This window comes from Extibacter muris, from assembly GCF_004345005.1.
Taxonomy (GTDB): domain Bacteria; phylum Bacillota; class Clostridia; order Lachnospirales; family Lachnospiraceae; genus Extibacter; species Extibacter muris.
The window spans coordinates 249,518-275,461 of record NZ_SMMX01000001.1; the positions used below are offsets into that span (position 1 = coordinate 249,518).

Below are 25,944 nucleotides of genomic sequence, written 5' to 3' on the forward strand. Positions count from 1 at the left end.
ATGTGGAATTATGAGAAAAGACTGCAGCATCCGGTAAAAATAACGCAGACGAACCCAAAGATTGCCCAGGTAATCATATCACAGTTCGGCGGGCCGGACGGGGAACTCGCGGCATCTATGCGGTACCTGTCCCAGAGATATACGATGCCATATAAAGAAGTGACCGGAATACTTACCGATATCGGTACAGAGGAGCTGGCCCACATGGAGATGGTCTGTGCCATCGTTCACCAGCTTACAAGAAACCTGACCCCGGAAGAGCTTGAAAAATCAGGCTTCGACAAGTACTACGTAGACCATACACTGGCACTGTGGCCGCAGGCGGCCAGCGGCGCACCGTGGACGGCAACATACTTCCAGTCCAAAGGAGACCCGATAACGGACCTTCACGAAGACATGGCGGCAGAACAAAAAGCACGGACTACTTACGATAATATACTGAGGCTCGTAAAGGATCCTGAGATATGTGAGCCAATCCGCTTCCTGAGAGAGCGTGAAATCGTTCACTACCAGCGTTTCGGCGAATCTCTGCGCATCGTGCAGGATAACTTGGACAGCAAGAACTTCTACGCATTCAACCCAGAGTTTGATGTCAGAAAATAGCGTGAATTGTCGAAGGGGTCAGACCCCCTGCATATGCAGGGGGTCTGACCCCTATGAAATTTCTCTTGACTTTTACGGCGGGTTAATGGTATACTCACCCCGTAAAGTAAACAAAAAGGACTTCGTTACTGACGGATAATGTGGGTTACCACAGGGGAATGAAGTCTTGGAATAAGCCGACCGTCTGGGCAGCATCATTTTTCTGGTGCTGCTCTTTTTTTAACGGTTGGGGTCAGGCCCCTTTCAAAAGGGGTCTGGCCCCAATGAAAAGAGCACAGGGAATGATGTCATACACACAGAGAACAGGAGGAATGGAATATGTTTATACAGTGGGAAGGTTTTAATCCGGGGATATGGCAGGAAGAGATGAATGTACGTGATTTTATCCAGAAGAACTATACCCCTTATACAGGAAATGGGGATTTCCTGAAGCCGGCGACGGAACGTACCGGTAAGCTGCTGCATAAGTTGGAGAATCTGCTTGTGCTGGAGCGTGAGTTCGGAGGCGTGCTTGACATCGATACCCAGACGGTCACTTCTCTTTTGAATTACAAGCCGGGATATCTGGACAAGGAACAGGAGATTATCGTAGGGCTCCAGACAGACCGTCCGCTAAAAAGGGGCGTCAATCCCTTCGGGGGCCTGCGCATGACAAGGGACGCTTGCCGGGCGTATGGCTATGAACTGTCACAGAAGGTGGAAGACGAATTCCAGTACAGGACGACCCACAACGACGGGGTATTCCGTGTCTATAACAAGGAGACGAAGGCTGCCAGGCATTGCGGCCTTATCACGGGTCTGCCCGATGCTTACGGACGCGGCCGTATCATCGGCGATTACCGCCGTGTCGCCCTCTACGGCCTCGACTATCTGATTGGACAGAAGCAGGCGGACAAAGACAGGCTGAGCCTGGAGGTCATGGATGTAGACCACATACGCCAGCAGGAAGAGCTGTACCAGCAGATCAACTTCCTCGGCAAGCTGCGCGACATGGCCGCTATGTATGGATATGACATTACAAAGCCCGCGGCGGACGCCAGGGAAGCGGTACAGTGGCTGTACTTTGCCTATCTCGGCGCCATCAAAGAGCAGAACGGAGCAGCCATGAGCCTTGGCCGCACCTCAACATTCCTTGACATCTATTTTGAACGCGATATTGCAAAAGGCATCCTGAGCGAAGAGGGAGCCCAGGAGATTATCGATGACTTTGTGATGAAGCTGCGTATGGCACGCCATCTGCGCACGCCGGGCTATAACGAACTGTTTGCCGGCGACCCGATGTGGATTACGGAATCCGTAGGCGGCATGGGTGAGGACGGCAGGACGCTCGTGACGAAAAATTCCTTCCGCATGCTCCATACGCTTTACAACCTGAAGCCATCGGCAGAGCCGAACCTAACGGTATTGTGGTCAAAGGACCTTCCGGATAATTTTAAGAAGTATTGTGCAAAGGTTTCCTGTGATACGGATGCCATCCAATATGAAAATGATGACCTGATGCGCCCGCAGTTCGGCGACGATTACGGTATTGCCTGCTGCGTATCTGCCATGAGAATCGGCAAGGAGATGCAGTTCTTCGGAGCCCGTGCCAACCTAGCCAAGCTGCTGCTCATGTCGCTGAACGGCGGCAGGGATGAAAAGCAGAACATACAGGTAGGGCCAGTGCATGAACCATACGATGGAGAATATCTGGATTACGGCAAGGTTATGGAACTTCTGGACGTATACCGTCCGTGGCTCGTGAGGATGTATGCCAACACGATGAATGTCATCCATTATATGCATGACAAATATGCCTACGAAAAGACGCAGATGGCACTGCACGATACGGAAGTGCACCGGTTCATGGCATTCGGCATCGCAGGGATGAGCGTGCTTGCAGATTCTCTTTCTGCCATCAAGTATGCCAAGGTGAGATGCATCCGCGACGAGGAGACGGGTCTGATCAAAGATTTTGAGATAGAAGGAGAGTATCCGGCGTTCGGTAATGATGACGACCGTGTGGATGGCATTGCCTGTGAACAGGTGAAACTGTTCTATGAAGAGCTGAAAAAACAGAAGCTGTACCGTGACGCTGAACCGACCCTTTCCATACTCACGATAACGTCCAATGTCGTATACGGCAAGAAGACCGGTTCCACACCGGACGGAAGGAAGGCGGGAGAGCCGTTCGCACCGGGTGCCAATCCGATGCACGGCAGGGAGAAGAACGGAGCGCTTGCCTCGCTCAACTCGGTTGCAAAGCTATCCTACCAGTACTGCAAGGATGGAATCTCCAATACATTCTCTGTCGTTCCACAGGCGCTTGGAAAGACAGAGGAGGAAAGGCTTGATAACCTGACATCCATACTGGACGGATATTTTGGCCAGATGGCGCATCATCTGAATGTCAATGTGCTGAACAGGGACACGCTTATGGATGCATACGATAATCCTGACAAATATCCTAACCTTACCATCCGCGTATCCGGCTATGCGGTGAACTTCAACAAGCTGACGCGTGAACAGCAGAAGGAAGTGATTTCACGTACCTTTCATGAGACGATGTAGCGGCCGTATCCACTCCTTCCAGTCCATGGGGGCAGTGGACGGGCCGGGGCTCAGATTCGTGGTGTTCATGCAGGGATGCCCTCTGCGGTGCGCCTACTGCCATAACCCGGATACGTGGGAGCCGGATGCCGGAGTAGAATACGCGCCGGAACAGGTGGCGGAGAAGATCCGCCGCTATCTGCCGTATCTGGAAAATGGAGGTGTCACGGTGACAGGAGGGGAGCCGCTCATGCAGCCGGAATTTGTGACAGAGCTGTTTTGCATTCTCAAGGAAGAAGGGATACACACCGCTCTGGATACGAGCGGAGTCGGAGATCTGCAGAAGGCCGGAATAGTATTAGAGTACACGGATCTGGTACTGGCTGATGTAAAGTTCCTAACTGCGGAAGACTACAGATATTACTGCAAGGCAGATTTCCAGAAGGTTATAGCGTTCTTGGATCTGGTAAAAAAGATGAACATACCGCTTTGGATACGCAGGGTTGTCGTCCCTGGCATCAATGACACGAAAGAACATATTATAAAGCTGGTGGATTTCCTGGAAGCGTATCCGAATGTTGAGAAGATCGAGCTGCTACCGTTCAGGAAGCTCTGTCTGGAAAAATATGAAACGATGGGCATACCGTTTGCGCTTGCGCAAGTGCCTGAGATGGCGGAGATGGAAACGGGAAAGCTGAGAGAGATTCTTCCGGACCGGTACCGGTAGACAATAATAGAATGACTGATACAAAGACGTAACCGGCTGCCTGGGGGGGCAGCCGGTTTTGCGGCTATTCGCCGCCTGGTCCGTCTTTTCTCGGACGTTCAGACTCCGGAAGGGGTTCAACTGATTTTTCGGAGTTGGAAGCGTTGATCTTACCGTCATAAGCGTCTTTGCTCTCCAAATAGTCGATTGGACGTTCCGTTGTAAATGAAGATTTGTTTTCTTTCATACGTGCACACTCCTTTCAAAAGTATGATGCTCACAAGTAAGAGGAAATATGTATCTGAATTCATCTTCCTCATTGCAGACATCGGAACCATACTTGTCAGAAGCCCTGATTTATTCCCTCGGGCAACGAGCCAAAGCCAGGCCCGCTTGGCCTTGGCGACTGCCGCGAGGGTCATATGCCCTGCAGCTCGCTGCGAGGTATTTGACTTCGCTGTACAGGATATAAGGAGTATAGTATAATTAGATATAAATGTACGATGACAGAAACATTGCCACAGAAGACAGGAGTGATGATTATGATATATGAAGGACAGATCTGCCGTGCGCCCATGGAGCGGGCATCGTTCATGCTTACGGTAATGGTAGGATGCTCTTATGGCAGGTGCAAGTTCTGCAATCTTTTCCGGCATCTGTATATCGGTATCGAAAGCGGCCTGGATGACGTTCTGGCATTCATGGAGAAAGACCATGATATGAGCCAGGCGTATGAGGCTGTCAATAGAATACGCCTTGCAGAAATGCAGAGGCTCTTGCCGCCTTTTTGAACAGCACAGCCCCCCGGTATGTGGTCAACTTCTCCATGTTCCATCATAAGGAAGCGCCGCTGTACCAGCATATCCTGGACAATACTTTCCGGCCTTCGGATGAGCTTGAGAACCTGCGGGAAGAAAGAAGGCTGCTGGAGCTACTTGGAACGCCGGATGTACAAGAAGGCGAGCCGGTCATATACGATGGATTCCATGATTATATACAGTTCCGTGTCCGGGGACGTCTGCCCGTGGACCGGACACAGATGCTTGATAAGCTCAAGGAGGGCATCAGACAGTATGAACACAGAAGCCCGGTATTCTCTTATGTACAGGGGGAGTGTCCGCATCTGGAGAAATGCGATGGACTTCAAAAAGTGTGGGATATGCCGACATGAACACCGGAACCTTAGACAGCCTGTGCACTCCATATAGCAAGGAGATACCCTGTCAGGCAGAAAATGCAGTTGTTTTTATTCTTTCATATCGTTATAATAAGAACGGTAGATTGGAGTGTAGATATTATGGCGAGAAATCAGAAGACAAGAAAAAGGAAAATGACTAAGACGCGGTATTTTGATTACAGTATGCTTGCGGTCCTTATATTTCTCATCTGTTTCGGACTTGTAATGCTGTACAGCACGAGCTCATACAGCGCGCTTGTAACCTATGGCGACAGTATGCATTATTTCAAACGGCAGCTTATATTCTGCGTGATGGGACTCATAGTCATATACGTGGTGGCTAAAATTGATTATCATATTTATATAAAATGGGCCAAACCGTTGTACATAGTCTCTGTATTTTTGATGATGCTCGTCAAGACGCCCCTGGGGAAAGAGGTAAATGGCGCCAAGCGCTGGATACAGCTGCCGTTTGACCAGCAGTTCCAGCCGGCGGAGGTGGCGAAGATAGCAATCATCTTATTTATCCCTGTGCTTATCTGCAAGATGGGCAAAGAGGTTAAGACGCTCGGAGGCATCGTGAAGATACTTGCGTGGGGTGCTTTTTCCGCAGCCTGCGTCCTGTTCCTGACGGACAACCTGAGTACGGCTATCATTGTAATGGGGATTACCTGCATCATGGTATTTGTCGTACATCCGAAGACGGCGCCGTTTATCGTGCTATTTACGGCAGGTATGGGTGTGGTACTTGTGGCGGTACAGATTCTGGGCAGGGTGCTTGTGACGAGTGAAAACTTTCGTTTGAGAAGGATACTCGTATGGCTTGCGCCGGAGGATCATGCCGCAGAAGGAGGATATCAGATCATGCAGGCGCTGTATGCTATCGGATCGGGAGGGTTTTTCGGGAAAGGTCTCGGAAACAGCGCACAGAAGATGATCATCCCGGAAGTCCAGAATGATATGATTCTTTCTATTATATGTGAAGAACTCGGGATATTCGGGGCAATCATGGTACTCGTCCTGTTCGGGATGCTGCTGTACCGCCTGCTCTTCATCGCCCAGAATGCACCAGATATATATGGTTCTCTCATAGTGACTGGCATATTCGCACATATTGCCATCCAAGTCATCCTGAATGTGGCTGTTGTGATAAACCTGATTCCTACAACCGGAATTACGCTGCCGTTCATCAGCTATGGGGGAACATCCATCCTGTTTCTGACGATCGAGATGGGAATTGCGCTCGGAGTGTCAAGAAAGATTAAGTTTGAAGATTAGGCTGTCTGGGAAAACTTTAATAAAAATACTTTTATTTCCAATATAAATGTGCTATGATTACTAATGTAGTATTCAAAACTACATATTATAGCAACAGATGACATGCCAGCCGAACACAGATATGGCAAGCCGGGAGGAAAGATATGAGTTATAAAGTGATTGTAGACAGCTGTGGAGAACTTACAGATGAGATGAAGGAGTCCGGGTGCTTTGAGACGGCGTCTCTTAAAATAGAAGTGGCGGGGCAGCAGATTGTTGATGACGAGACCTTTGACCAGGAAAGATTTTTGAAGCTGGTGGCAGCTTCACCGGAATGTCCAAAGTCTTCCTGTCCGTCACCGGAAAGATATATGGAGGGATTCCACTGCGATGCAAAGCATGTGTATGCGGTGACGCTCTCTTCAGAGCTGAGCGGCTCATATAATAGCGCCCTGCTCGGCAAGAACCTGTACAGCGAAGAATATGGGGAGAAAGATATCTACGTGTTCAACTCCCGCTCAGCCTCTATCGGCGAGACATTGATAGCACTGAAGATTGCAGAGTGCGAGGAGGCAGGCATGGCATTCCAGGACGTAGTGGATACGGTGGAGGAATATATAGCGGAACAAGATACGTATTTTGTGCTCGAGACACTTGAGACATTGCGGAAAAACGGACGGCTCACCGGCCTGAAGGCTATCGTCGCCACCGCTCTCAACATAAAGCCGGTGATGGGCGCCACGGCAGAAGGGACCATCTGCCAGCTTGGACAGGCAAGAGGGATCAAGAAGGCGCTCGTGAAAATGGTAGAAGAGATTGCAAAGAGGCTGAAAGAGCCGGGTAAGAAGATACTTGCCATATCACACTGCAACTGTCCGGAGCGTGCCCGCCAGGTAAAAGACATGCTGCTTGAAAAGGCAGATTTCCGGGAAGTCATCATTGTAGATACGGCTGGGATCAGCAGCATGTATGCTTCAGACGGAGGCGTAATTGTAGTTGTATAATGCCGGAAACTATGGTAGAATAGCTGTTAGTTATTGAGCTATAGAAGGAGCGAAAAAGTATGAGCCAGGAAAAAGTAGACAGATATAAGCAAGAGAAAGCTAACCGCAAAAAGAATATAAAAAAGGAGAAAGCCGCTAACATAGCCCGCAAATGTGTCGTAGGGCTGGCCGCACTTCTTCTTGTGGGCTGGGTTGGATATTCTGCCTACGGAACATATAAGTCCAATAAACCGAAAGAGTCAGTGGAAATCGATTACAGTGCGCTGACAGATTTTTCCACCAACCTGTCCGAGGCGGCAGGAAATACAGAAGAATAGCCGGTAAGATTCAAGATTACAAAGGCGCTGCAGAACAGATGGCTGGTCCATCTGTCCTGCAGCGCCTTATTTTTATGTTGGAAAACAAAAGAAAAAGAAGTCTGACAATAGCCTGAATTTTGAAAGGGGTCAGACCCCTGCGGACGCAGGGGGTCTGACCCCTTTCAAATTTTTCTAAAAAAAGGGTTGAAATCGCCCAAAAAGTGGTTTACAATGTATTCAAGTGGTAGAAAGTGGTGAAAAGTGGTATAAAGTGGTGCAAAAGTGGCAGACCACTTGAAAGAGGGTGAGTTCTTATGTTGAAAGGAGAATACAGTCATAATATCGACCCTAAGGGCAGATTAATCATTCCGGCCAAGTTTCGTGACGATCTAGGGGAGAATTTCGTCATAACAAAAGGCATGGAAAACTGCTTATATGTATATCCTGAAGATGAATGGAACGCCTTCGAAGATAAACTTAACGCTTTGCCTACGACCACGGACAAAAAAGCCAGAGCTTTTGCCTACTTCTTTCAGGGAAGTGCAACGGACGGCGACCTTGACAAGCAAGGAAGAACTTTAATCCCTTCTGTACTGAGGACCTACGCGCATCTTGAAAAGGAGGTCGTGTTTATCGGCATGGGGAAGCGTGCCGAGATATGGGACAAGGCAAGATGGGATGAAAAGAATGCTGAAGTGGAGCTCAACATCGAGGATATAGCATCTGATATGGAAGAGAGCGGATTCAGTATCTAGAGGGAGAAGATATGGGATTCGAGCACAAGTCAGTATTACTTGAAGAAACTATTAATGGGCTGAACATCAGGCCGGACGGCACATATGTGGACGGAACGCTTGGTGGAGGTGGACATGCATACGAGATATGCAGACGCTTAGGAGACAAGGGGAGTATTGTAGGAATAGACCAGGACGCGGCGGCTATCACTGCCGCAGGCGCCCGCTTAAAAGACTTCGGGGAGAAGGTCACGATAGTCAGGAGCAACTATTGTGATATGAAGTCGCAGCTCCATCAGTTAGGAATTGACAAAGTCGACGGGATCGTACTCGATCTGGGCGTATCATCTTATCAGCTGGATACGGCAGAGCGGGGATTCTCCTATCGCGAAGATGTGCCGCTGGACATGAGGATGGATACGCGTCAGAAGATGACAGCCAGGGACATCGTCAATGACTACGGTGAGATGGACCTCTACCGTGTGATACGGGACTACGGGGAAGATAAGTTTGCAAAGAACATCGCCAAACATATTGTAGCCGCACGCGCGGAGAGGCCCATCGAAACAACCGGCCAGCTGACCGGCATTATAAGACAAGCCATACCGATGAAATACCAGAAAAAGTCTGGGCATCCTTCCAAGAGGACGTTCCAGGCTATCCGTATTGAACTGAACAGGGAGCTGGAAGTTCTGCGGGATTCTCTGGATGATATGATCGACTTGTTAAAACCAGGTGGGAGGCTGTGCATCATAACCTTCCATTCGCTGGAGGACAGGATAGTAAAAAGTGCATTTAAGAAAAATGAAAACCCATGCACCTGTCCAAGCGATTTTCCCGTATGTGTATGCGGAAAAGAATCAAAGGGGAGTATTTTAACTAGAAAACCGATTCTTCCGGATGAGGAGGAGTTGGAATATAACAGCCGTGCGAAGAGTGCCAAGCTCCGCATATTTGAACGACGATAATTTAGAAAGGGGAAAAACATGGCAGCAGGATATACATCATCCAGAAGCAGGACAACCTATGGAATATCAAACAGAATACGCAGTCAGATGTATGTCTACGGCAATGTAGTGACAAAACCGGCATATGAGCCGGAACGGCGTACAAAAGAACTCGAAAGGCCGAGGAAGACAAGCAGGCAGGTGCGCAAGAACCGCAGGAAAGCGCTGCACATGAGCCCCGGATATGTTATTTTTCTGGCAGCGGCGGCCATACTTGCACTCGTAGTATGTGTAAATTATGTCCAGCTGCAGTCCAGGCTTACAAACCGCTCAAAAGCAATCTCTGCGATGCAGGAAGAGCTGGCGGATATGAAGGAAGAAAATAATACAAGGTATAATGCTGTAATGGATTCTGTCAATCTGGACGAGATTCGGGACAAGGCGCAAAATGAACTGGGAATGGTATATGCCAATTCAGACCAGATCGTAGAGTATGACAATCCCGCGTCAGATTACGTGAAACAATATGAGGATATACCGGAAGACGGTATACTCGCCCAATCAGACAAAAAATAATAACAGGTGGAATTATGGGAAAACAGACAAGAAATGTATTTAAAAGGAAGTTTTCCAAACTGATGCAGAAAAAGCTAGTAATGCTCTTCGTAGCAATTGTACTAGCTTTTGGTGTATTAGTAGGGAGAATTACATATATCAATGCGGCCAGCGGGGACAGGTATACGAAGGTGGTACTGGATCAGCAGCAGTACGACAGCCGTACGATACCGTTCAAGCGGGGCGATATCGTGGACCGGAACGGGACGAAGATAGCCACGAGCGAACGAGTATACAATGTCATCCTGGATGCCAAGGTGATGACAAGCGACAAGGACTATATCGAACCGACGATAGAAGTGCTGAAAGACTGCTTCGATATAAAGGAAGAGGATGTCAGGAAACTGATAAAAGACAACCCGGGGAGCAGATATAACATGCTGAAAAAAGGAATTGATTACGAAAAGGCCAAGGAATTTGAAAAGATAGACGCAGATGACAAGAAATATCCGGATGTAAAAGGCATATGGCTGGAAGAGGACTATGTCAGAAAGTATCCATACAATACGCTTGCCAGCGATGTCGTCGGATTTACCGTGGACGGCAATGTGGGAAGCAATGGGATAGAGGCGTCATACAATTCGGTCCTGAATGGGACCGACGGCAGGGAATATGGATATTTTGACAAGGAATCCAGCGTGGAGCGCACGGTAAAAGAGGCGGTGAACGGGAGCACCATCATATCTACCATAGACCTCCAGGTGCAGAGCATCGTTGAAAAGCATATACTGGAATTCAACGAAAAGCATAAGAACGAAGCTTCTGAGGGAGAGGGCAGCAAGAACACGGCAGTTATCGTCATGAACCCGCAGAACGGAGAGATAATCGCAGAAGCATCTTATCCGAACTTTGACCTCAACAACCCAAGAGACCTGACAAGATACTATTCCGAGGAAGCCATAGAGGGAATGGATGATGAAGAGAAGCTTGAGAAGCTGAATGCACTGTGGAACAACTTCTGCGTAAGCGACACGTATGAACCGGGTTCCACCTATAAGCCGTTCACCATATCTGCCGGCCTGGAGACCGGCGTACTGACCGGTAACGAAAGCTATACGTGCGGCGGGATGCTTCATGTGGGAGACCACGACATACACTGCAGCAACCGTGACGGGCACGGGACGCAGTCGCTGAAGCAGTCGCTTGAAAATTCATGTAACGTGGCATTGATGCAGATAGGCGCCGCGCTCGGTAATGACGAGTTCTGCAAATATCAGGAGCTGTTCGGATTCGGCTCGTCCACAGGCGTAGACTTGCCGGGGGAAGAGGCAGGACTGCTGTATGAGCCGGATAATATGGACCCGGCCAGCCTTGCTACTAATGCATTCGGCCAGAACTTCAACGTAACCATGACACAGATGGCATCCGCATTCGGTTCGCTCATCAACGGGGGGGATTATTATAAGCCCCATGTGGTGAAGCAGATTCAGGATGAAAACGGGAATGTCACGGAGCACAAGGATCCGGTGCTCGTAAAGCGGACTGTTTCAAAAGAGACGAGCGAGATCATCAAAGACTATATGCTCGGCGTCGTGCAGGAAGGGACCGGCAGTTCGGCAGCGGTAGAAGGCTATGACATAGGCGGCAAGACCGGAACCGCGGAAAAGCAGCCCCGTGGAAACGGCAAATATCTCGTATCCTTTATCGGATATGCGCCGCAGGACAATCCGGAAGTGGTCGTATATGTCGTGATTGACGAACCAAATGTGGCAGCACAGGCAAGCAGCTCTTACGCGACCGAGATGGCATCCAAGATAATGGCAGAGATATTCCCTTATCTCGGCGTCACAAAGGCCGCACCGGAAGCAGAATAGAAGAAATTAGGTAGAATAACCTCACAGAAGTGTTAATAAGTTATAAAAACGGCTTCTGTGAGGTTTTTTTGTGAAGAATAAGACCTATAATAAAAAGAAGATCTTTGTAGTATTTATCTGTGCCGCAGCCATCATACTGGGGCTCGTGGGAAGGCTGGTGTATCTCATGGTATTTGATGCCGAATATTACCAGAAGAAAGCCGAATCGCTCCACGAGCGCGAGAGGGATATCAAAGCGGCCAGAGGAGAGATTGTCGATGCAGGCGGAACGGTGCTTGCGACGAACAAGACCGTGTGTACCATATCGGTCATACACAGCCAGATGAAGGACCCGGAAGGCGTGATAAAGGCACTTTGCGCTGAGCTTGAAATGGACGAGGATACGGTGCGCAAGAAGGTAGAAAAGGTCTCTTCCATGGAACGTATCAAGACAAACGTAGATAAGGCTACGGGAGATCGGATACGGGAGCTGGAACTGGAAGGCGTCAAAGTAGATGAAGATTTTAAGCGCTATTATCCATATGATGAACTGGCATCCAAAGTGCTCGGGTTCACAGGAGGGGATAACCAGGGAATCATCGGATTGGAAGTGAAATATGAAGAATATCTGAAAGGCATCAACGGTAAGATACTCACGACGACAGATGCCAGAGGCGTCGAACTGGAAGGCGTGGCGGAGGACCGGATGGAACCGGTTGCCGGAAACACGCTCCAGGTGAGCCTGGACTATAATATACAGATGTATGCACAGCAGATGGCGGAGAAGGTCATGGAAGAAAAACAGGCAGACAAAGTGTCGATTCTCCTGATGAACCCGCAGAACGGTGAGATCATCGCCATGGTGAACGTGCCGGAATTCAACCTGAATGATCCGTTTACGCTCAATACGGAGGAAGATACAGGCGCGATGTCGCCGGAAGAAAAGCAGGACGCGCTGAACCAGATGTGGCGTAACGGCTGTATCAATGACACATACGAACCAGGTTCCACATTCAAGATCATAACAGCTTCTGCCTGCCTGGAGGAAGGCGTCGTATCCCTGGACGACAATTTCAGCTGTCCCGGCTACCGGGTAGTGGAAGACAGGAAGATACGGTGCCATAAAGTCGGGGGGCACGGGTCGGAGACTTTCGTGCAGGGCATACAGAATTCCTGCAACCCTGTATTTATCGACATCGGGCTGAGGCTTGGCGTTGATAAGTTCTATGAATATTTCAACCAGTTCGGGCTCATGGGCATGACCGGGGTAGACCTGCCGGGGGAAGCCGGGACCATCATGCACAAGAAAAGCAACGTAGGCATGGTGGAGCTGGCTACGATGGCGTTCGGACAGTCGTTCCAGATAACGCCGATGCAGATGGCTACGACCGTCAGCTCCCTTGTCAACGGGGGGACGAGAGTTACGCCGCACTTCGGAGTCAAAGTAATGGACTCGAAGGGCGAGGAAGTAGAGACGTTCAAGTATAAGAAAGAAAAGAATATCGTATCAAAAGAGACTTCCGAGACGATGCAGATGCTGCTGGAGAGCGTTGTCTCCGAAGGTTCTGGTAAGAATGCCTACGTTGAGGGGTATCACATCGGTGGTAAGACGGCCACCTCCCAGACGCTGCCGAGAAGCGCCAACAAATATATTTCATCCTTTATCGGTTTTGCGCCGGCAGATGACCCGCAGGTTCTCGGGATGTGTGTCATATACAATCCTCAGGGCGTATATTATGGCGGTACGATAGCGGCTCCTGTCATCCGGGCCATTTTTGAAAATATATTGCCCTATCTTGGCATTGAAAAAGAGTAAAAAATGAAGTATACTATGTAAGGTTAGTGATTAACAAAAGAAGCGAAGAGGTGGATTATGGATTATAGAGTTTTTCTCCCGGTATTGATTGCGTTCGCGCTTAGCGTAGTGATGGGGCCGGTGATTATTCCGATTTTAAGAAGGCTTAAGATGGGGCAGACGGAACGGGAAGACGGGGTGAAGTCTCATCTGAAGAAAGCAGGCACGCCGACGATGGGCGGAGTCATCATACTGGTGAGTGTCGTAGTTACTTCGGTGTTCTATCTGAAGAACTACCCGAAGATCATACCCATATTGTTCGTAACCCTGGGATTTGGACTCATCGGTTTCCTGGATGATTATCTGAAGGTCGTGATGAAGCGTTCCGACGGCCTGTACCCAAAGCAGAAATTTGCGCTGCAGATACTGGTGACGGCTGTCCTGGCGTTTTACCTCGTGCGTTTTACAAATATACCGCTCACGATGCTCATACCATTTTCAGGCGGACATTACCTTGACATCGGCTGGCTTGCGATACCACTCATGTTCGTGGCCGTGCTCGGAACGGTCAACGGTGCCAACTTTACAGATGGGCTGGACGGCCTGGCATCCAGCGTAACCGTCCTGATAGCCACGTTCTTTACTGTGGTCGCAATCGGCACGAAGAGCGGCATAGAGCCGATAACGTGTGCTGTCGTAGGCGCGCTTCTCGGCTTCCTGCTCTTTAATGTCTATCCGGCCAGCGTGTTCATGGGTGATACGGGGTCGCTTGCGCTTGGCGGGTTTGTGGCGTCAACGGCGTATATGCTGCAGATGCCGATCTTTCTCATCATCGTTGCATTTATATACATGGTAGAGATATTATCCGTCATGATACAGGTGACTTATTTCAAAAAGACGGGGGGAAGGCGTATCTTCAAGATGGCCCCGATACATCACCATTTTGAACTGTGCGGATGGTCGGAGACGAAGGTCGTTGCAGTATTTTCTATCATTACAGCGCTGCTCTGTCTTGTTGCGCTGATGGCTATGTAGGAGGAAATTATGGAAGTTACGAATAAGAAGGTGCTCGTATTCGGTTCCGGACTCAGCGGAACAGGCGCTGTGGGGCTACTGTCAGAACACGGTGCAGAAGTCATCCTGTATGACGGGAATGAAAAGCTTGACCGGGAAGAGATTGCGGGCCGCATCTGCTGCAGCGGCGATGTGCAGATCATACTGGGAAGCTTTCCGGAAAAATTGCTGGATACGCTTGACCTTGTCATACTGAGTCCGGGCGTGCCGACGGATCTTCCTGTAGTGGAACAGATGCGTGCGAAAGGGATAGGGATAATCGGAGAAGTGGAGCTTGCCTATGCATTCGGAAGAGGCGACGTGCTTGCCATCACGGGAACGAACGGTAAGACGACGACGACGTCGCTGCTCGGCGAGATTATGAAGAATGATAAAGAAGAAGTGTATGTCGTAGGCAATATCGGCAATCCATATACCGTCGCGGCGGGAGAGATGTCGGACAATGCCGTGGCCGTGGCAGAGATGAGCAGCTTCCAGTTGGAGAGCACCGTCAGCTTCCGGCCTGCTGTCAGCGCTCTGCTCAATATATCGCCGGATCACCTGAACCGCCATCATACGATGGAAGCATACATTGAAGCGAAGAAAAATATAGCCAGGAACCAGACGGAGGATGACTGGTGCATCCTCAACTATGAAGATGCAGTGACACGGGAATTCGGAAAGAATGTCAGGGCACAGGTTCTATATTTCAGCAGCCGGCGTAAACTAGAAAGAGGCATCTATCTTGATGACGGAATGATAGTCTATAAGAATCCGGAGGAGATCCGCATCTGCCATGTGGAGGAGCTGCAGCTTCTCGGTACCCACAACTATGAAAATGTTATGGCTGCTGCCGCTATGGCTGCCGTATACGGCGTCCCGATGGACAGAATCCGGGAGAGCGTCAAGGCGTTCAAAGGAGTGGAGCACAGGATAGAGTTCGTGACGGAGAAGGACGGAGTCGCTTACTACAACGATTCCAAAGGGACGAATCCGGACGCGGCAATCAAGGGAATACAAGCCATGAACCGTCCTACCATACTTATCGGCGGCGGATATGACAAAGATTCTTCTTACACGGAATGGATAGAGAGCTTTGGAGGGAAGGTCAGGAAGCTGATCCTTCTGGGCGCCACGAAAGAAAAGATAGCAGAAGACGCAGAAAGCTGCGGCTTTCATGATTATACGTTCGCAGATACATTTGAAGAGGCGGTGCTTATGTCAGCAGAGCTCGCGGGGCCCGGAGAAGCGGTGCTTCTGTCACCGGCCTGCGCCAGCTGGGATATGTTCCCCAATTATGAGACACGTGGAGATAAGTTTAAAGAAATTGTAAATTCCTTATAAGGAGTGCATATCGCTTGACACGGTCCAAAAAGAAAAAGTATGATTATACGATGCTGGCAGCCCTGCTGCTGCTCGTTCTTATCGGCCTGGTGATATTATACAGCACCAGCGCATATAACGGAGAAGTGAAATTTCATGATTCGTTTTATTATCTGAAGAAACAGGCGTTTGCGACAGTGCTTGGGATTGCCGGAATGTTTTTTGTTGCCAATATGGATTATCATGTGTGGAAACATGTGGCCGTGCTCGGATATATCACGGCGCTTCTGCTGTCTGTTGCGGTAATATTTGTCGGTGATGAGTATAACGGGTCCAAAAGATGGTTATCTTTGGGGCCTTTTTCTTTTCAGCCGTCAGAATTTGCCAAGGTGGCCGTCATACTGTTCCTCGCACATATCATAACGAAGAATGTCAAGAGCATGGGAAAGATGAGGACGATGGTAAAGGTGATGGTCCTCATACTCCCGATCGTCGGCCTCGTAGGCGCCAGCAACTTAAGTACGGCTATTATCATTCTCGGGATAGGCGTTATTCTCGTATTTGTGGCAAGTCCGAAATACAGCCAGTTTATATTGATGGGAGCGCTCGGAGCCGGCTTTATGACCATCTTCCTGGCACTTGAGAGCTACCGTCTGGAGAGGCTCGCGATCTGGCGCAATCCAGAGGCGTTTGAAAAAGGATACCAGACGCTGCAGGGCCTGTATGCAATCGGCTCGGGCGGGCTGTTCGGCAGAGGGCTCGGCGAGAGCGTGCAGAAGCTGGGATTTGTTCCGGAGGCCCAGAATGATATGATATTCTCTATCGTCTGTGAAGAGCTGGGGCTGTTTGGCGCAGGATTCATCCTGATCTTGTTCCTCATACTTATATGGCGCTTTTTCGTCATTGCCACACATGCGAAGGATCTGTTCGGGGCGCTGATAGCGGCCGGAGCCATGGGACATATGATGATACAGGTCATCCTGAATATTGCGGTCGTGACGAACACGATTCCGAACACGGGAATCACCCTTCCGTTCATCAGCTATGGGGGCACCTCGGTCGTATTTCTGCTATTGGAAATGGGGCTTGTGCTCAGCGTGTCATCTCTGATAGAATGAGAGAGGGTAAGGAGAAAGCTTAGGAGGAGTATACGATGGGAAAAAATGAGTATCAGGAGGAAGAGGCGGCGAGGCCGAGGAAAAAGAAGAAAAAAAGCCATAAAGTCTATGCGCTTATGGTCCTGGCCATGGGCATCGCCATAATCGTGCTCGCAGTCCTGATCCTTTTCTATGTACAAAAGATAGAAGTCGAGGGGAACGAATACTGTAAAGATAGGGAAATCATCGATACGGTCCAGAATGACAGGTTTTCAATCAATACATTGTACATACTCGGCAAATACGCGCTTGGCCGCGGAGAACAGCTTCCGTGCCTGGATGATATGAAAGTCGGCATGAAAGCGCCGTGGATCGTGAAGGTGACAGTGAAGGAAAAGCCTATCGTAGGTTATATACACGGGGGAAATGAATACGCATATTTTGACAAAGAAGGAATGATCGTATATAAAGGCCCGGATTTTATCGAGGGCCTTCCCTGCATCGAAGGGATAGATACCGGTGATATCAGCCTGTACGGCATGATTGAGAGCAAGGATAAAAGTATCTTTGAAGAGATGCTCGTAACGTCCCAGCAGGTGAAAAAATACAAGCTGTCCCCGGACAAGATCGTATGCCAGGACGATAAGATATATCTCTACAAAGGAAAGATACGGATTTCGCTCGGAAACAGTGTCTCTTCGGAACAGATAGCACAGATTCCGCCGATTATGGAGAAGCTGGAGGGGAAAGAAGGAACACTCCACCTGGAAAATTATTCAGAGGGAAATACTACTATCACATTCAATGCGGAAGAAATACAGGAAGAAAATTAAGAAAAATGCGTAAAAATCAATAAATTAAGATAAAATTCTATTGATATTTTATACAAAAGCTTATATTATATACTATATATAGCAAAATGCGTTTTTGCGTTTTGCGCTGTGGGATGTATAATATATAATAAGGATAGGATAAAGGAGGAAAAACCCTTGCTAGAAATTAAGACGAATGAATCAGAAGCAGCGGCAAAGATTATTGTTGTTGGAGTCGGCGGAGGCGGTAATAACGCGGTAAACCGAATGATTGACGAACAGATTGCCGGTGTTGAATTTATTGCTATTAATACAGATAAACAGGCGCTCCAGTTATGTAAGGCACCTACGCTTATGCAGATAGGGGACAAGATCACGAAAGGGCTCGGTGCGGGAGCCAAGCCGGAAGTAGGTGAGAAGGCGGCAGAGGAAAGTTCGGAAGAGATATCGGCAGCGCTTAAGGGCGCTGACATGGTTTTTGTAACGTGTGGCATGGGAGGCGGTACCGGTACGGGTGCCACGCCGGTCGTCGCGCGTATAGCGAAGGAGCAGGGAGCTCTGACTGTCGGTGTTGTCACTAAGCCGTTCCGTTTCGAGTCAAAGACACGGATGAACAATGCACTTTCCGGAATCGAGAAGTTAAAGGAAAGCGTAGATACGCTGATCGTTATCCCGAATGACAAGCTGCTGGAGGTTGTGGACAGACGCACGACCATGCCTGAGGCGCTCAAAAAAGCAGATGAAGTATTACAGCAGGGTATTCAGGGTATTACCGACCTTATCAACGTACCTTCACTTATCAACCTTGACTTTGCCGATGTACAGACAGTCATGACGGACAAGGGTATCGCCCATATCGGTATCGGACAGGGCCGCGGCGACGACAAAGCGCTCGAGGCAGTTAAGCAGGCTGTTGCCAGTCCGCTGCTTGAGACGACGATTGCAGGCGCGTCTCATGTCATCATCAACGTGTCCGGTGATATTACGCTTATGGATGCTTCTGACGCGGCAGAGTATGTGCAGGATCTGGCAGGGGAAGATGCAAATATTATCTTCGGTGCCATGTATGACGATTCCAGGGCAGACGAAGCTACCATTACAGTCATAGCTACAGGTCTACATAACGTAGGCGGCAGCGCTTCAAAGCTGAAGGCAAGACTGGAGACCCAGAGGGGAGCAGTACCGCAGCAGGGGGCACAGGCATATGAGAGGCCTGCGGCTGCCACAGCGGCGAAGCCGTCATCCCAGAAGCTGGATCTTGGCATGGCTCCGACCAGAGGCGGCGGCACGACGGCCGCGCCCAGAAAGCCCGCAGGAGGGACGACACCTTCTCTGGATACGCCTAGAACGCCGACGAGCAAGGTAAAAGAGCAATCCATCAAGATACCTGATTTCTTTAAACGATAGAGAGCAGATCAATAGTAGGAATACAAGGAGGACTTCACATACGAAGTTCTCCTTTTTCGTTATAAAAGCAACATTGTTCTTTCTTTTATTCGACAATATATCACAATTCTTATCCCTATTCGCTCTTAATCCCCATATTTCTCCCATAAAATTCTCGCTTTTACGCAAAAAACAGACACAAAGTATTGTGCTTTGTCAAAACACAAATCCGAAAAAAACAGTCCCCAAAAATCTATATGTTGTGGTTTGGAACAGCTGTCGAAAGAAAATAAGAATGGATTCCATCATCTGACAAAATCTTTTGGACCTTCCTCGTATAATAAATCTTGCTTGAGTACCAAATCGATTTAGTATCAAAAGAGAAAGAGGTGGAATGTGTATTATGAGTTATACATAGACGTATTTTTTCTGGTGAACTTCATGATGGACTTCATACTCCTGCAGATTACCCGCAGAATCCTGAAATGTTCTGCCACGCATGGAAGAATCTGCCTGGGTGCGGCTGCCGGAGCATTGCTCACCTGTGCTGTCGTGATAGTTCCCATACCATATGCGTTTATAAAATTCATACTGTTCCACGGTCTTGTCAATATTGTAATGCTTAAGGCAGGATTGAAAATCAGCTGGGACAGGACATTCGTGAAAGCTTATGTCGTGCTCTATATCAGCGGAATCCTCGTCGGAGGCGTATTTGAATATCTCCGGCAGTATATGAAGATTGGAAGCCTGTTCTTTGCCCTTGCGGTTGTGAGCTATTATGCAGTGCTTGGTATCTGGAACTTTCTGTCTTACCTTTCAAGACTGAAAGAATACAGATGTGAAGCGGTCCTGTACAAGGATGAAAAGATGTGCAGGGTGGAAGCGGTGATAGACACCGGCAACAGCCTGAAAGACGCCGTGACAGGCAAACCGGTCAGTATCGTGGATGAAAGCGTCGTGAAGGCACTGACAGAAGCTGCCCTGCCGGACGGCATCCGGTACATACCGTACCATTCCGTCGGGAAAGAGTCAGGGGTCATGCCGGTCATTACGCTGGATAAGATGTGCGTGTGCCAGAAGAACGAGAAGTGGATCGAGCGTCCGCTCATCGGTATCTGCGACGGCCATGTGGCATCAGATGGAGCATACAGGATGATATTAAATCCTGATATATTATAGGAGGAACAGATTATGGTTATCAAAGTAGCAGTACCGCATCAATTCAAACTAAAAGTAATTCCAGACTTTCGGACACTGCTTTTTCCGGATAAAAAGGATATACACTATATTGGGGGCTCTGAGATACTTCCCGCGCCACTTGAGGCGGAGGAAGAGAGTGCCGTGATAGGTGACCTCGGTTCCGAATATGACGAACAGGCCAAAAAAGTGCTCATTGAACACAACCTCCGCCTGGTAGTGTACATAGCCAAGAAGTTCGATAACACAGGAGTCGGTGTGGAAGATCTGATTTCGATCGGCACGATAGGACTGATAAAAGCAATCAATACATTTAACCCTGATAAGAATATAAAGCTTGCGACTTACGCGTCACGTTGCATTGAGAATGAGATACTGATGTATCTGAGAAGGAATAACAAGACGAAGATGGAAGTGTCCATAGATGAACCGTTGAATGTAGATTGGGATGGAAATGAACTTCTTCTCTCAGACATCCTGGGAACAGAAGAAGATACGATATATAAGGACCTGGAAAACGAGGTGGAACAGAAGCTTCTGCTGAAAGCGATCAGCAGGCTCTCCGGAAGGGAGCGGACGATAATACAGATGCGCTTCGGCCTTGGGACTCCTGACGGGGAAGAGAAGACGCAGAAAGAGGTGGCGGATATGCTCGGCATATCACAGTCCTACATATCCAGGCTGGAGAAAAAAATCATGCAGAGGCTCCGGAGGGAAATGGTAAAGTATTCATAGCCACGTCCATAAAAAGGTGATACAATAAAAGAAAAAAAGGGGTTGTGCATATGAAGCTTACTTTTATTGGGGCCGACCATGAAGTTACGGGAAGCTGTCACCTGATTGAAGCCTGTGGAAAAAATATTCTCGTCGACTGTGGCATGGAGCAGGGACCATACCTGTATGAAAATCAGGATATACCGGTAACTTCCGGAGACATCGATTATGTCCTGCTCACCCATGCACATATCGACCATTCCGGAAAGATTCCGATGCTCTGCAAGCAGGGGTTCAAGGGCGACATAATTTCAACCTTTGCAACTGCCGACCTGTGCAACATCATGCTGCGTGATTCCGCGCACATACAGGTGTTTGAGGCGGAATGGCGCAACAGGAAAGCGAAGCGCAGCGGAGCCGAACCGTATGAGCCGCTCTATACGATGGAGCATGCGGAGGCGGCTGTCAAGCTGCTTTCCCCCTGTGACTATAACCAGAGGATTACGCTCTGCGAGGGAATCGATGTGCGCTTCACGGACGTAGGGCATCTGCTCGGATCTGCGGCTGTCGAAGTGTGGATTACGGAAGACGGCGTGCATAAGAAGGTGGTGTTCTCCGGCGATATCGGCAATCTGAACCAGCCGATAATCAAGGATCCCCAAAAGGTAAAAGAGGCGGATTATGTCGTGATAGAGTCTACATACGGCAACCGGACGCACGGTGATGAGACGCCGGATTATGTGGGCGAATTTACAAGGATCCTGCGTGAAACCTTTGAAAAAGGCGGCAATCTCGTGGTGCCCTCGTTTGCCGTAGGACGGACTCAGGAGCTGCTTTATTTTATCCGGGAGATTAAGGAGCAGAAGCTGCTGCCGGAATTTCCTGATTTTGAAGTATACGTTGACAGCCCTCTTGCTATCGAAGCTACGAATGTGTTCAACAAGAACGTATGGTCCTGCTTCGATGAAGAGGCGATGGCACTTGTGAATAAGGGGGTGAACCCGCTCTTGTTCAGGGGGCTTAAGACGACAATCACGAGCGACGAGTCGAAGATGATTAACTTTGACGACAGGCCGAAAGTCATCTTATCCGCTTCCGGGATGTGCGAGGCCGGCAGGATACGGCATCATCTGAAGCACAACCTCTGGAGGAAGGAATGTACCATATGCTTCGTCGGCTATCAGGCGGTGGGAACGCTCGGCAGGAAGCTCATAGAAGGCGCAGAGAGCGTGAAGCTGTTCGGCGAGCCGGTGGAAGTCAATGCAAGGATCGAGGTGCTCAAAGGAATCAGCGGCCATGCGGATATGAACGGCCTGCTGGCTTGGCTGAAAGGGTTTGAGACCGTGCCGTCCCATGTATTTGTCGTACACGGTGAGGACCAGGTTACGGATGAATTTGCCCGGACGATTACCGATACGTTCGGATGTCCTGCACTGGCTCCGTATTCGGGAGGCTGCGTGGACCTGGCAACGGGAGAAGTGCTTACCATCGGGGTGAGGGAACCGAAAAAAGCGGTGGAGAAGCCGGCCAGGTCAAGGGCGGAAGCAGCGTTCAACAGGCTCGTCGCGGCCGCAAAACGTCTGCTTGAGGTCGTATATAAGAATGAAGGCCTGGCAAATAAGGAACTGGCCAAGTTCGAGACGCAGATACAGAATCTGGCGGAGAGGTGGGACAGAGATTAGAAAAGTGATGTCAAGCCCCAATAATTTTTATATTTTTGAAACGTTCGTATAATCCAAATCCATAATGAGAAAAATCTTATTGTACTTAATTTATTTGACAAAATGTAATGTTCAGTAAGGAGGATTCTTATTATGGCTCAGGGAAAAGTTGAAATATGTGGTGTAAATACGGCGAAGCTTCCCATCCTGAAAGAAGAGGAGAAGGAAGCTTTGTTTGCGCGTATAAAAGCAGGCGACCAGGAAGCGAAAGAAGAATATATCAAGGGAAATCTGAGGCTCGTCCTGAGCGTCATCAAGCGTTTCGGCGGCAGCAATGAGAATCCTGACGACCTCTTTCAGATAGGCTGCATCGGCCTGATTAAAGCGATCAATAACTTTAATACTGAGCTTGATGTCAAATTTTCGACTTATGCGGTGCCAATGATTATCGGTGAGATCCGGCGCTATATGAGGGACAACAATTCCATACGCGTCAGCCGGTCGCTTCGCGATACTGCTTACAAAGCGATATACGCGAAAGAAAATTATGTAAAAAGACACTTGAAAGAACCTACGGTGCAGGAGATAGCTGAGGAGATAGGAATCTCCAAAGAAGATATCGTATTTGCGCTCGATGCGATACAGGTGCCGATGAGCCTGCAGGAACCGGTGTACAATGACGGCGGAGACGCCCTGTATGTGATGGACCAGATAAGCGACACGAAGAACAAGGAAGAGAAATGGGTGGAGGATTTGTCGCTGGAGGCAGCAATGGAACATCTCGGGGAGCGTGAGCGATATATCATTAAGCTCCGTTTCTTTGAGGGCAAGACACAGATGGAAGTGGCGGAAGAAATCAACATCTCCCAGGCACAGGTAAGCAGGCTGGAGAAGAATGCCCTGCGTGTCATGAAGCAGTATCTGGAGGATTAGACGGAAGTTCCAGGATGAATGTAAGGCACGTGTAGCGGCGCGGCAGACAGGGTCGGAGAGGATCCTTATCTGCCGCGCTTTGCTCTGCCAGGCCGTCAAATCAACAAATTCCAGCTTGAAATTTATACACGTTCATACTATTATTAGGTACATAGGAGGATGTATGTATGGAAGCTTGCATATTTGATTTGGACGGGACACTGACGGATACATTGGAATCCTTGGCATATTCGGTAAAAGCGACCTTGCTCGAGATGGGACTTGAGGAGATAACGACAGACGAGTGCAGACGATTTGTCGGTAACGGGGCCAGACGGCTGATGGAATGTGCGCTTGAGGCTGCCGGGGACAAGACGGGCAGCAGAATTGATGAAGGTATGGAGATATACGGACGTATATTTGATGCAAACTGTACATATCATGTAACACCATACGATGGAATACCTCAGATGATAACCAGACTCAGGGCAGTGGGCCTGAAGCTGGCGGTCCTTTCCAATAAGCCGCATGTACAGACCGTGAAAGTAGTGCGGGAGATATTCGGGGACGATATCTTCGACTGTGTGCAGGGGCAGATGGAAGGCTTAAAGAGGAAGCCGGATCCGGAGGGAGTGTACAAGGTGCTCGAAAGGCTGCATACGGAGAAAGAAGACTGCCTGTATATAGGCGATTCTGAAGTGGATGTGCAGACTGCATGCAATGCGGGGATAACATGTATCGGAGCAGCATGGGGGTTCCGTTCAAGAGAAATCCTGGCAGATGCAGGGGCGGAGCATATCATAGATATGCCGGAAGAATTACTGCAGTATGTATAAGAAGATCGTAACGTCACTTTAAGGGAGGATATCAAGGATGTATGAGTATGATGAAGATTGTCTGAGAACGTTTTTGGAGAAACAGTCGCAGCTGTTCGACGAGCCGGTCGCCATAACACTCGAAGAGGCAGAAGCATTCCTGGAAGACTGCATGGCCGTCGTTGTGGATGGAATCGGTGAAGTGAGGGAGTTCTTTGAGGAAGAAGGCCTGGACATAGAAGGAATGTCGGAGGAAGAGCTGGAAGAGGCTTCCGAAGTGTTCCCTCTGCCTAACGGCAGATTCCTGATCGTGGAAGGGTAGCCCGGGCAGCGCAGTACATTAGAAAAGCCGCAGCTATTTGGTAACTGCGGCTTTTTTCAATGCTTCGTCGATGGCATTGACGATAAGTTGAGAGGTATATGGATTGTCTTCGGAATACTTGATGTCGTCAAGCGACTGTTTGTCATATACCTGTTCTGCAATGTCTTCGATTGCAGGCTGGATAAGCGGGAACATGGTAGTTACTGTTTCGTCCAGGTTAGAGAACCGCACGGAATTGATGTGGGATTCATCTACCGATACTTCCACTTCCAGCGCTGTGTTGTTCAGCGTCACGGTGGATGTATAGACTCCCGGGACATATTTTTCTTCATCCGCACCGGCGCCTTTGCTCTTGGGAAGGAACATAAATACCAGTAAAAGGATCAATACTATTGCCAACACGGCAAATACCGCCGTGTATATAATCTCTTTCATATGCAATACAACTATTTTTGTTTTAGAACTCATAAAGCCCTCCTGTGTCGTGTATCGTATTTTCACTTTCTATAATGTATGAGATTTATCCAAAAATTATTCGTGGCTTTTGCGTGACAAAATGATTGCCCTCTTGTAGAATGTAATAGGGAGAAAATGAGGTGAGAGAAAATGTTTATTATCGCAGGACTTGGCAATCCTACATTACAGTACGAAGGTACCAGGCATAACGTGGGATTTGATGTCATAGATACGATTGCAGACAAATATAATATTTCCGTAGATTACCGGAAGAACAGGGCGTATGTCGGAAAAGGCGTCATTGCCGGACAGAAAGTGCTGCTCGCAAAGCCGCAGACGTATATGAACTTAAGCGGAGAGAGCATCAGGGCGCTCGTGGACTATTATAAAGTAGATCAGGAGACGGAGCTTCTCGTCATCTATGACGATGTAAGCCTCGGCGCCGGGCAGCTGCGCATACGCAAGAAAGGCAGCGCAGGGGGGCACAACGGGATAAAGAGCATCATCTCGTGCCTTGGGACAGACATATTTCCGCGTATAAAAGTAGGAGTCGGCGAGAAACCAAAACGGTATGACCTGGCCGATTATGTGCTTGGCCATTTTTCTAAAGAAGAGCGGGAGATGATGGAGGAAGGCTATGGACATGCGGCTGAGGCCGTGGAGATGATAGCGGCCGGCGATATAGACGGCGCTATGAATGAGTATAACCGAAAAGTAAAGCCTAAGGAGGGCTAAAT

25 protein-coding genes, 1 pseudogene and 1 riboswitch are annotated in these 25,944 nt (G+C 48.9%); of the genes and pseudogenes, 24 read left to right on the top strand and 2 right to left on the bottom strand.

The window, feature by feature from the left end:
• The 3 genes from E1963_RS01260 to pflA all read left to right on the top strand — a co-directional run bounded on the left by E1963_RS01260 (position 1) and on the right by pflA (position 3,859).
• Positions 1–603: a manganese catalase family protein gene (locus tag E1963_RS01260; RefSeq protein ID WP_066577834.1), complete on the top strand. Its 603-nt coding sequence runs from the start codon at positions 1–3 to the stop codon at positions 601–603.
• 114 nt (positions 604–717) lie between these two features.
• Positions 718–800, top strand: a riboswitch (ZMP/ZTP riboswitch).
• A gap of 121 nt (positions 801–921) precedes the next feature.
• Entirely contained in the window at positions 922–3,153 is a 2,232-nt protein-coding gene (gene pflB / locus E1963_RS01265) for a formate C-acetyltransferase (protein ID WP_132274213.1), read from the top strand.
• Complete coding sequence (pflA, locus tag E1963_RS01270; RefSeq protein WP_132274216.1) at positions 3,140–3,859, top strand: pyruvate formate-lyase-activating protein; 720 nt, start codon at positions 3,140–3,142, stop codon at positions 3,857–3,859. The genes pflB and pflA overlap by 14 nt, the downstream gene beginning before the upstream one ends.
• 64 nt (positions 3,860–3,923) lie before the next feature.
• Here pflA and E1963_RS19535 read toward each other — a convergent pair whose 3' ends face one another.
• Complete coding sequence (locus E1963_RS19535; protein ID WP_167482083.1) at positions 3,924–4,085, bottom strand: hypothetical protein; 162 nt, start codon at positions 4,083–4,085, stop codon at positions 3,924–3,926.
• Between the two features lie 295 nt (positions 4,086–4,380).
• Here E1963_RS19535 and E1963_RS23010 point away from each other — a divergent pair.
• The 20 genes and pseudogenes from E1963_RS23010 to E1963_RS01370 all read left to right on the top strand — a co-directional run bounded on the left by E1963_RS23010 (position 4,381) and on the right by E1963_RS01370 (position 24,751).
• A pseudogene (locus tag E1963_RS23010) lies at positions 4,381–5,009 on the top strand (hypothetical protein).
• A gap of 126 nt (positions 5,010–5,135) precedes the next feature.
• Complete coding sequence (locus E1963_RS01280; protein WP_132274219.1) at positions 5,136–6,293, top strand: FtsW/RodA/SpoVE family cell cycle protein; 1,158 nt, start codon at positions 5,136–5,138, stop codon at positions 6,291–6,293.
• A gap of 143 nt (positions 6,294–6,436) precedes the next feature.
• Positions 6,437–7,276 carry a DegV family protein gene (locus E1963_RS01285; protein WP_132274221.1) on the top strand — a complete coding sequence of 280 codons (840 nt, stop codon included), beginning with the start codon at positions 6,437–6,439 and terminating at the stop codon, positions 7,274–7,276.
• Positions 7,277–7,335: 59 nt separating this feature from the next.
• Positions 7,336–7,593: a hypothetical protein gene (locus E1963_RS01290; protein ID WP_132274224.1), complete on the top strand. Its 258-nt coding sequence runs from the start codon at positions 7,336–7,338 to the stop codon at positions 7,591–7,593.
• A 296-nt stretch (positions 7,594–7,889) separates the two neighbouring features.
• The gene (gene mraZ, locus E1963_RS01295) at positions 7,890–8,330 is read left to right on the top strand and encodes a division/cell wall cluster transcriptional repressor MraZ (protein WP_006442076.1); all 441 of its coding nucleotides are present in this window, start codon (positions 7,890–7,892) and stop codon (positions 8,328–8,330) included.
• Positions 8,331–8,341: 11 nt separating this feature from the next.
• Positions 8,342–9,277, top strand: coding sequence for a 16S rRNA (cytosine(1402)-N(4))-methyltransferase RsmH (gene rsmH, locus E1963_RS01300; RefSeq protein WP_132274227.1), 936 nt, complete (start codon positions 8,342–8,344; stop codon positions 9,275–9,277).
• 18 nt (positions 9,278–9,295) lie between these two features.
• On the top strand, positions 9,296–9,832 hold the full coding sequence (locus tag E1963_RS01305; RefSeq protein ID WP_132274230.1) for a hypothetical protein: 537 nt from the start codon (positions 9,296–9,298) through the stop codon (positions 9,830–9,832).
• A gap of 14 nt (positions 9,833–9,846) precedes the next feature.
• Positions 9,847–11,685 (top strand): peptidoglycan D,D-transpeptidase FtsI family protein, encoded by a 1,839-nt coding sequence (locus tag E1963_RS01310; protein ID WP_132274233.1) that lies wholly within the window; start codon positions 9,847–9,849, stop codon positions 11,683–11,685.
• Between the two features lie 70 nt (positions 11,686–11,755).
• On the top strand, positions 11,756–13,480 hold the full coding sequence (locus E1963_RS01315; protein WP_132274236.1) for a peptidoglycan D,D-transpeptidase FtsI family protein: 1,725 nt from the start codon (positions 11,756–11,758) through the stop codon (positions 13,478–13,480).
• Between the two features lie 57 nt (positions 13,481–13,537).
• Positions 13,538–14,494, top strand: coding sequence for a phospho-N-acetylmuramoyl-pentapeptide-transferase (gene mraY, locus E1963_RS01320; protein WP_132274239.1), 957 nt, complete (start codon positions 13,538–13,540; stop codon positions 14,492–14,494).
• 9 nt (positions 14,495–14,503) lie between these two features.
• Positions 14,504–15,856: a UDP-N-acetylmuramoyl-L-alanine--D-glutamate ligase gene (gene murD / locus E1963_RS01325; RefSeq protein ID WP_132274242.1), complete on the top strand. Its 1,353-nt coding sequence runs from the start codon at positions 14,504–14,506 to the stop codon at positions 15,854–15,856.
• 50 nt (positions 15,857–15,906) lie between these two features.
• Positions 15,907–16,953: an FtsW/RodA/SpoVE family cell cycle protein gene (locus E1963_RS01330; RefSeq protein ID WP_132274521.1), complete on the top strand. Its 1,047-nt coding sequence runs from the start codon at positions 15,907–15,909 to the stop codon at positions 16,951–16,953.
• 35 nt (positions 16,954–16,988) lie between these two features.
• Entirely contained in the window at positions 16,989–17,765 is a 777-nt protein-coding gene (locus E1963_RS01335) for a cell division protein FtsQ/DivIB (protein WP_132274245.1), read from the top strand.
• A gap of 156 nt (positions 17,766–17,921) precedes the next feature.
• Positions 17,922–19,151: a cell division protein FtsZ gene (gene ftsZ, locus E1963_RS01340; RefSeq protein ID WP_049727578.1), complete on the top strand. Its 1,230-nt coding sequence runs from the start codon at positions 17,922–17,924 to the stop codon at positions 19,149–19,151.
• Positions 19,152–19,526: 375 nt separating this feature from the next.
• Positions 19,527–20,309 carry a sigma-E processing peptidase SpoIIGA gene (locus E1963_RS01345; protein ID WP_132274247.1) on the top strand — a complete coding sequence of 261 codons (783 nt, stop codon included), beginning with the start codon at positions 19,527–19,529 and terminating at the stop codon, positions 20,307–20,309.
• Between the two features lie 12 nt (positions 20,310–20,321).
• Entirely contained in the window at positions 20,322–21,062 is a 741-nt protein-coding gene (gene sigE, locus E1963_RS01350) for an RNA polymerase sporulation sigma factor SigE (RefSeq protein WP_132274250.1), read from the top strand.
• Between the two features lie 50 nt (positions 21,063–21,112).
• The gene (locus E1963_RS01355) at positions 21,113–22,723 is read left to right on the top strand and encodes an MBL fold metallo-hydrolase RNA specificity domain-containing protein (RefSeq protein ID WP_132274252.1); all 1,611 of its coding nucleotides are present in this window, start codon (positions 21,113–21,115) and stop codon (positions 22,721–22,723) included.
• A gap of 132 nt (positions 22,724–22,855) precedes the next feature.
• Positions 22,856–23,635, top strand: a complete 780-nt coding sequence (gene sigG, locus E1963_RS01360) for an RNA polymerase sporulation sigma factor SigG (protein ID WP_132274255.1) — start codon at positions 22,856–22,858, stop codon at positions 23,633–23,635.
• Between the two features lie 167 nt (positions 23,636–23,802).
• Positions 23,803–24,450, top strand: coding sequence for an HAD family hydrolase (locus E1963_RS01365; RefSeq protein ID WP_132274257.1), 648 nt, complete (start codon positions 23,803–23,805; stop codon positions 24,448–24,450).
• A 37-nt stretch (positions 24,451–24,487) separates the two neighbouring features.
• A complete protein-coding gene (locus tag E1963_RS01370) occupies positions 24,488–24,751 on the top strand; it encodes a glyoxalase (protein ID WP_132274260.1) in 264 nt (87 codons plus the stop codon).
• Between the two features lie 33 nt (positions 24,752–24,784).
• Here E1963_RS01370 and E1963_RS01375 read toward each other — a convergent pair whose 3' ends face one another.
• A complete protein-coding gene (locus E1963_RS01375; RefSeq protein ID WP_132274263.1) occupies positions 24,785–25,219 on the bottom strand; it encodes a hypothetical protein in 435 nt (144 codons plus the stop codon).
• A gap of 138 nt (positions 25,220–25,357) precedes the next feature.
• Between E1963_RS01375 and pth the strand changes: the two genes are divergently transcribed.
• Positions 25,358–25,942 carry an aminoacyl-tRNA hydrolase gene (gene pth / locus E1963_RS01380; protein WP_132274265.1) on the top strand — a complete coding sequence of 195 codons (585 nt, stop codon included), beginning with the start codon at positions 25,358–25,360 and terminating at the stop codon, positions 25,940–25,942.
• Positions 25,943–25,944: the final 2 nt, after the last annotated feature.

Coding starts and splice junctions, on each gene's coding strand:
- pflB (WP_132274213.1), top strand. CDS start 922: ATGTTTATACAGTGGGAAGGTTTTAATCCGGGGATATGGCAGGAAGAG.
- E1963_RS01280 (WP_132274219.1), top strand. CDS start 5,136: ATGGCGAGAAATCAGAAGACAAGAAAAAGGAAAATGACTAAGACGCGG.
- E1963_RS01285 (WP_132274221.1), top strand. CDS start 6,437: ATGAGTTATAAAGTGATTGTAGACAGCTGTGGAGAACTTACAGATGAG.
- E1963_RS01305 (WP_132274230.1), top strand. CDS start 9,296: ATGGCAGCAGGATATACATCATCCAGAAGCAGGACAACCTATGGAATA.
- E1963_RS01335 (WP_132274245.1), top strand. CDS start 16,989: ATGGGAAAAAATGAGTATCAGGAGGAAGAGGCGGCGAGGCCGAGGAAA.
- murD (WP_132274242.1), top strand. CDS start 14,504: ATGGAAGTTACGAATAAGAAGGTGCTCGTATTCGGTTCCGGACTCAGC.
- rsmH (WP_132274227.1), top strand. CDS start 8,342: ATGGGATTCGAGCACAAGTCAGTATTACTTGAAGAAACTATTAATGGG.
- mraZ (WP_006442076.1), top strand. CDS start 7,890: ATGTTGAAAGGAGAATACAGTCATAATATCGACCCTAAGGGCAGATTA.
- pflA (WP_132274216.1), top strand. CDS start 3,140: ATGAGACGATGTAGCGGCCGTATCCACTCCTTCCAGTCCATGGGGGCA.
- sigG (WP_132274255.1), top strand. CDS start 22,856: ATGGCTCAGGGAAAAGTTGAAATATGTGGTGTAAATACGGCGAAGCTT.
- E1963_RS01290 (WP_132274224.1), top strand. CDS start 7,336: ATGAGCCAGGAAAAAGTAGACAGATATAAGCAAGAGAAAGCTAACCGC.
- E1963_RS01365 (WP_132274257.1), top strand. CDS start 23,803: ATGGAAGCTTGCATATTTGATTTGGACGGGACACTGACGGATACATTG.
- sigE (WP_132274250.1), top strand. CDS start 20,322: ATGGTTATCAAAGTAGCAGTACCGCATCAATTCAAACTAAAAGTAATT.
- pth (WP_132274265.1), top strand. CDS start 25,358: ATGTTTATTATCGCAGGACTTGGCAATCCTACATTACAGTACGAAGGT.
- E1963_RS01370 (WP_132274260.1), top strand. CDS start 24,488: ATGTATGAGTATGATGAAGATTGTCTGAGAACGTTTTTGGAGAAACAG.
- E1963_RS01355 (WP_132274252.1), top strand. CDS start 21,113: ATGAAGCTTACTTTTATTGGGGCCGACCATGAAGTTACGGGAAGCTGT.
- E1963_RS19535 (WP_167482083.1), bottom strand. CDS start 4,085: ATGAAAGAAAACAAATCTTCATTTACAACGGAACGTCCAATCGACTAT.
- mraY (WP_132274239.1), top strand. CDS start 13,538: ATGGATTATAGAGTTTTTCTCCCGGTATTGATTGCGTTCGCGCTTAGC.
- E1963_RS01375 (WP_132274263.1), bottom strand. CDS start 25,219: ATGAGTTCTAAAACAAAAATAGTTGTATTGCATATGAAAGAGATTATA.
- E1963_RS01260 (WP_066577834.1), top strand. CDS start 1: ATGTGGAATTATGAGAAAAGACTGCAGCATCCGGTAAAAATAACGCAG.
- E1963_RS01330 (WP_132274521.1), top strand. CDS start 15,907: ATGCTGGCAGCCCTGCTGCTGCTCGTTCTTATCGGCCTGGTGATATTA.
- E1963_RS01310 (WP_132274233.1), top strand. CDS start 9,847: ATGGGAAAACAGACAAGAAATGTATTTAAAAGGAAGTTTTCCAAACTG.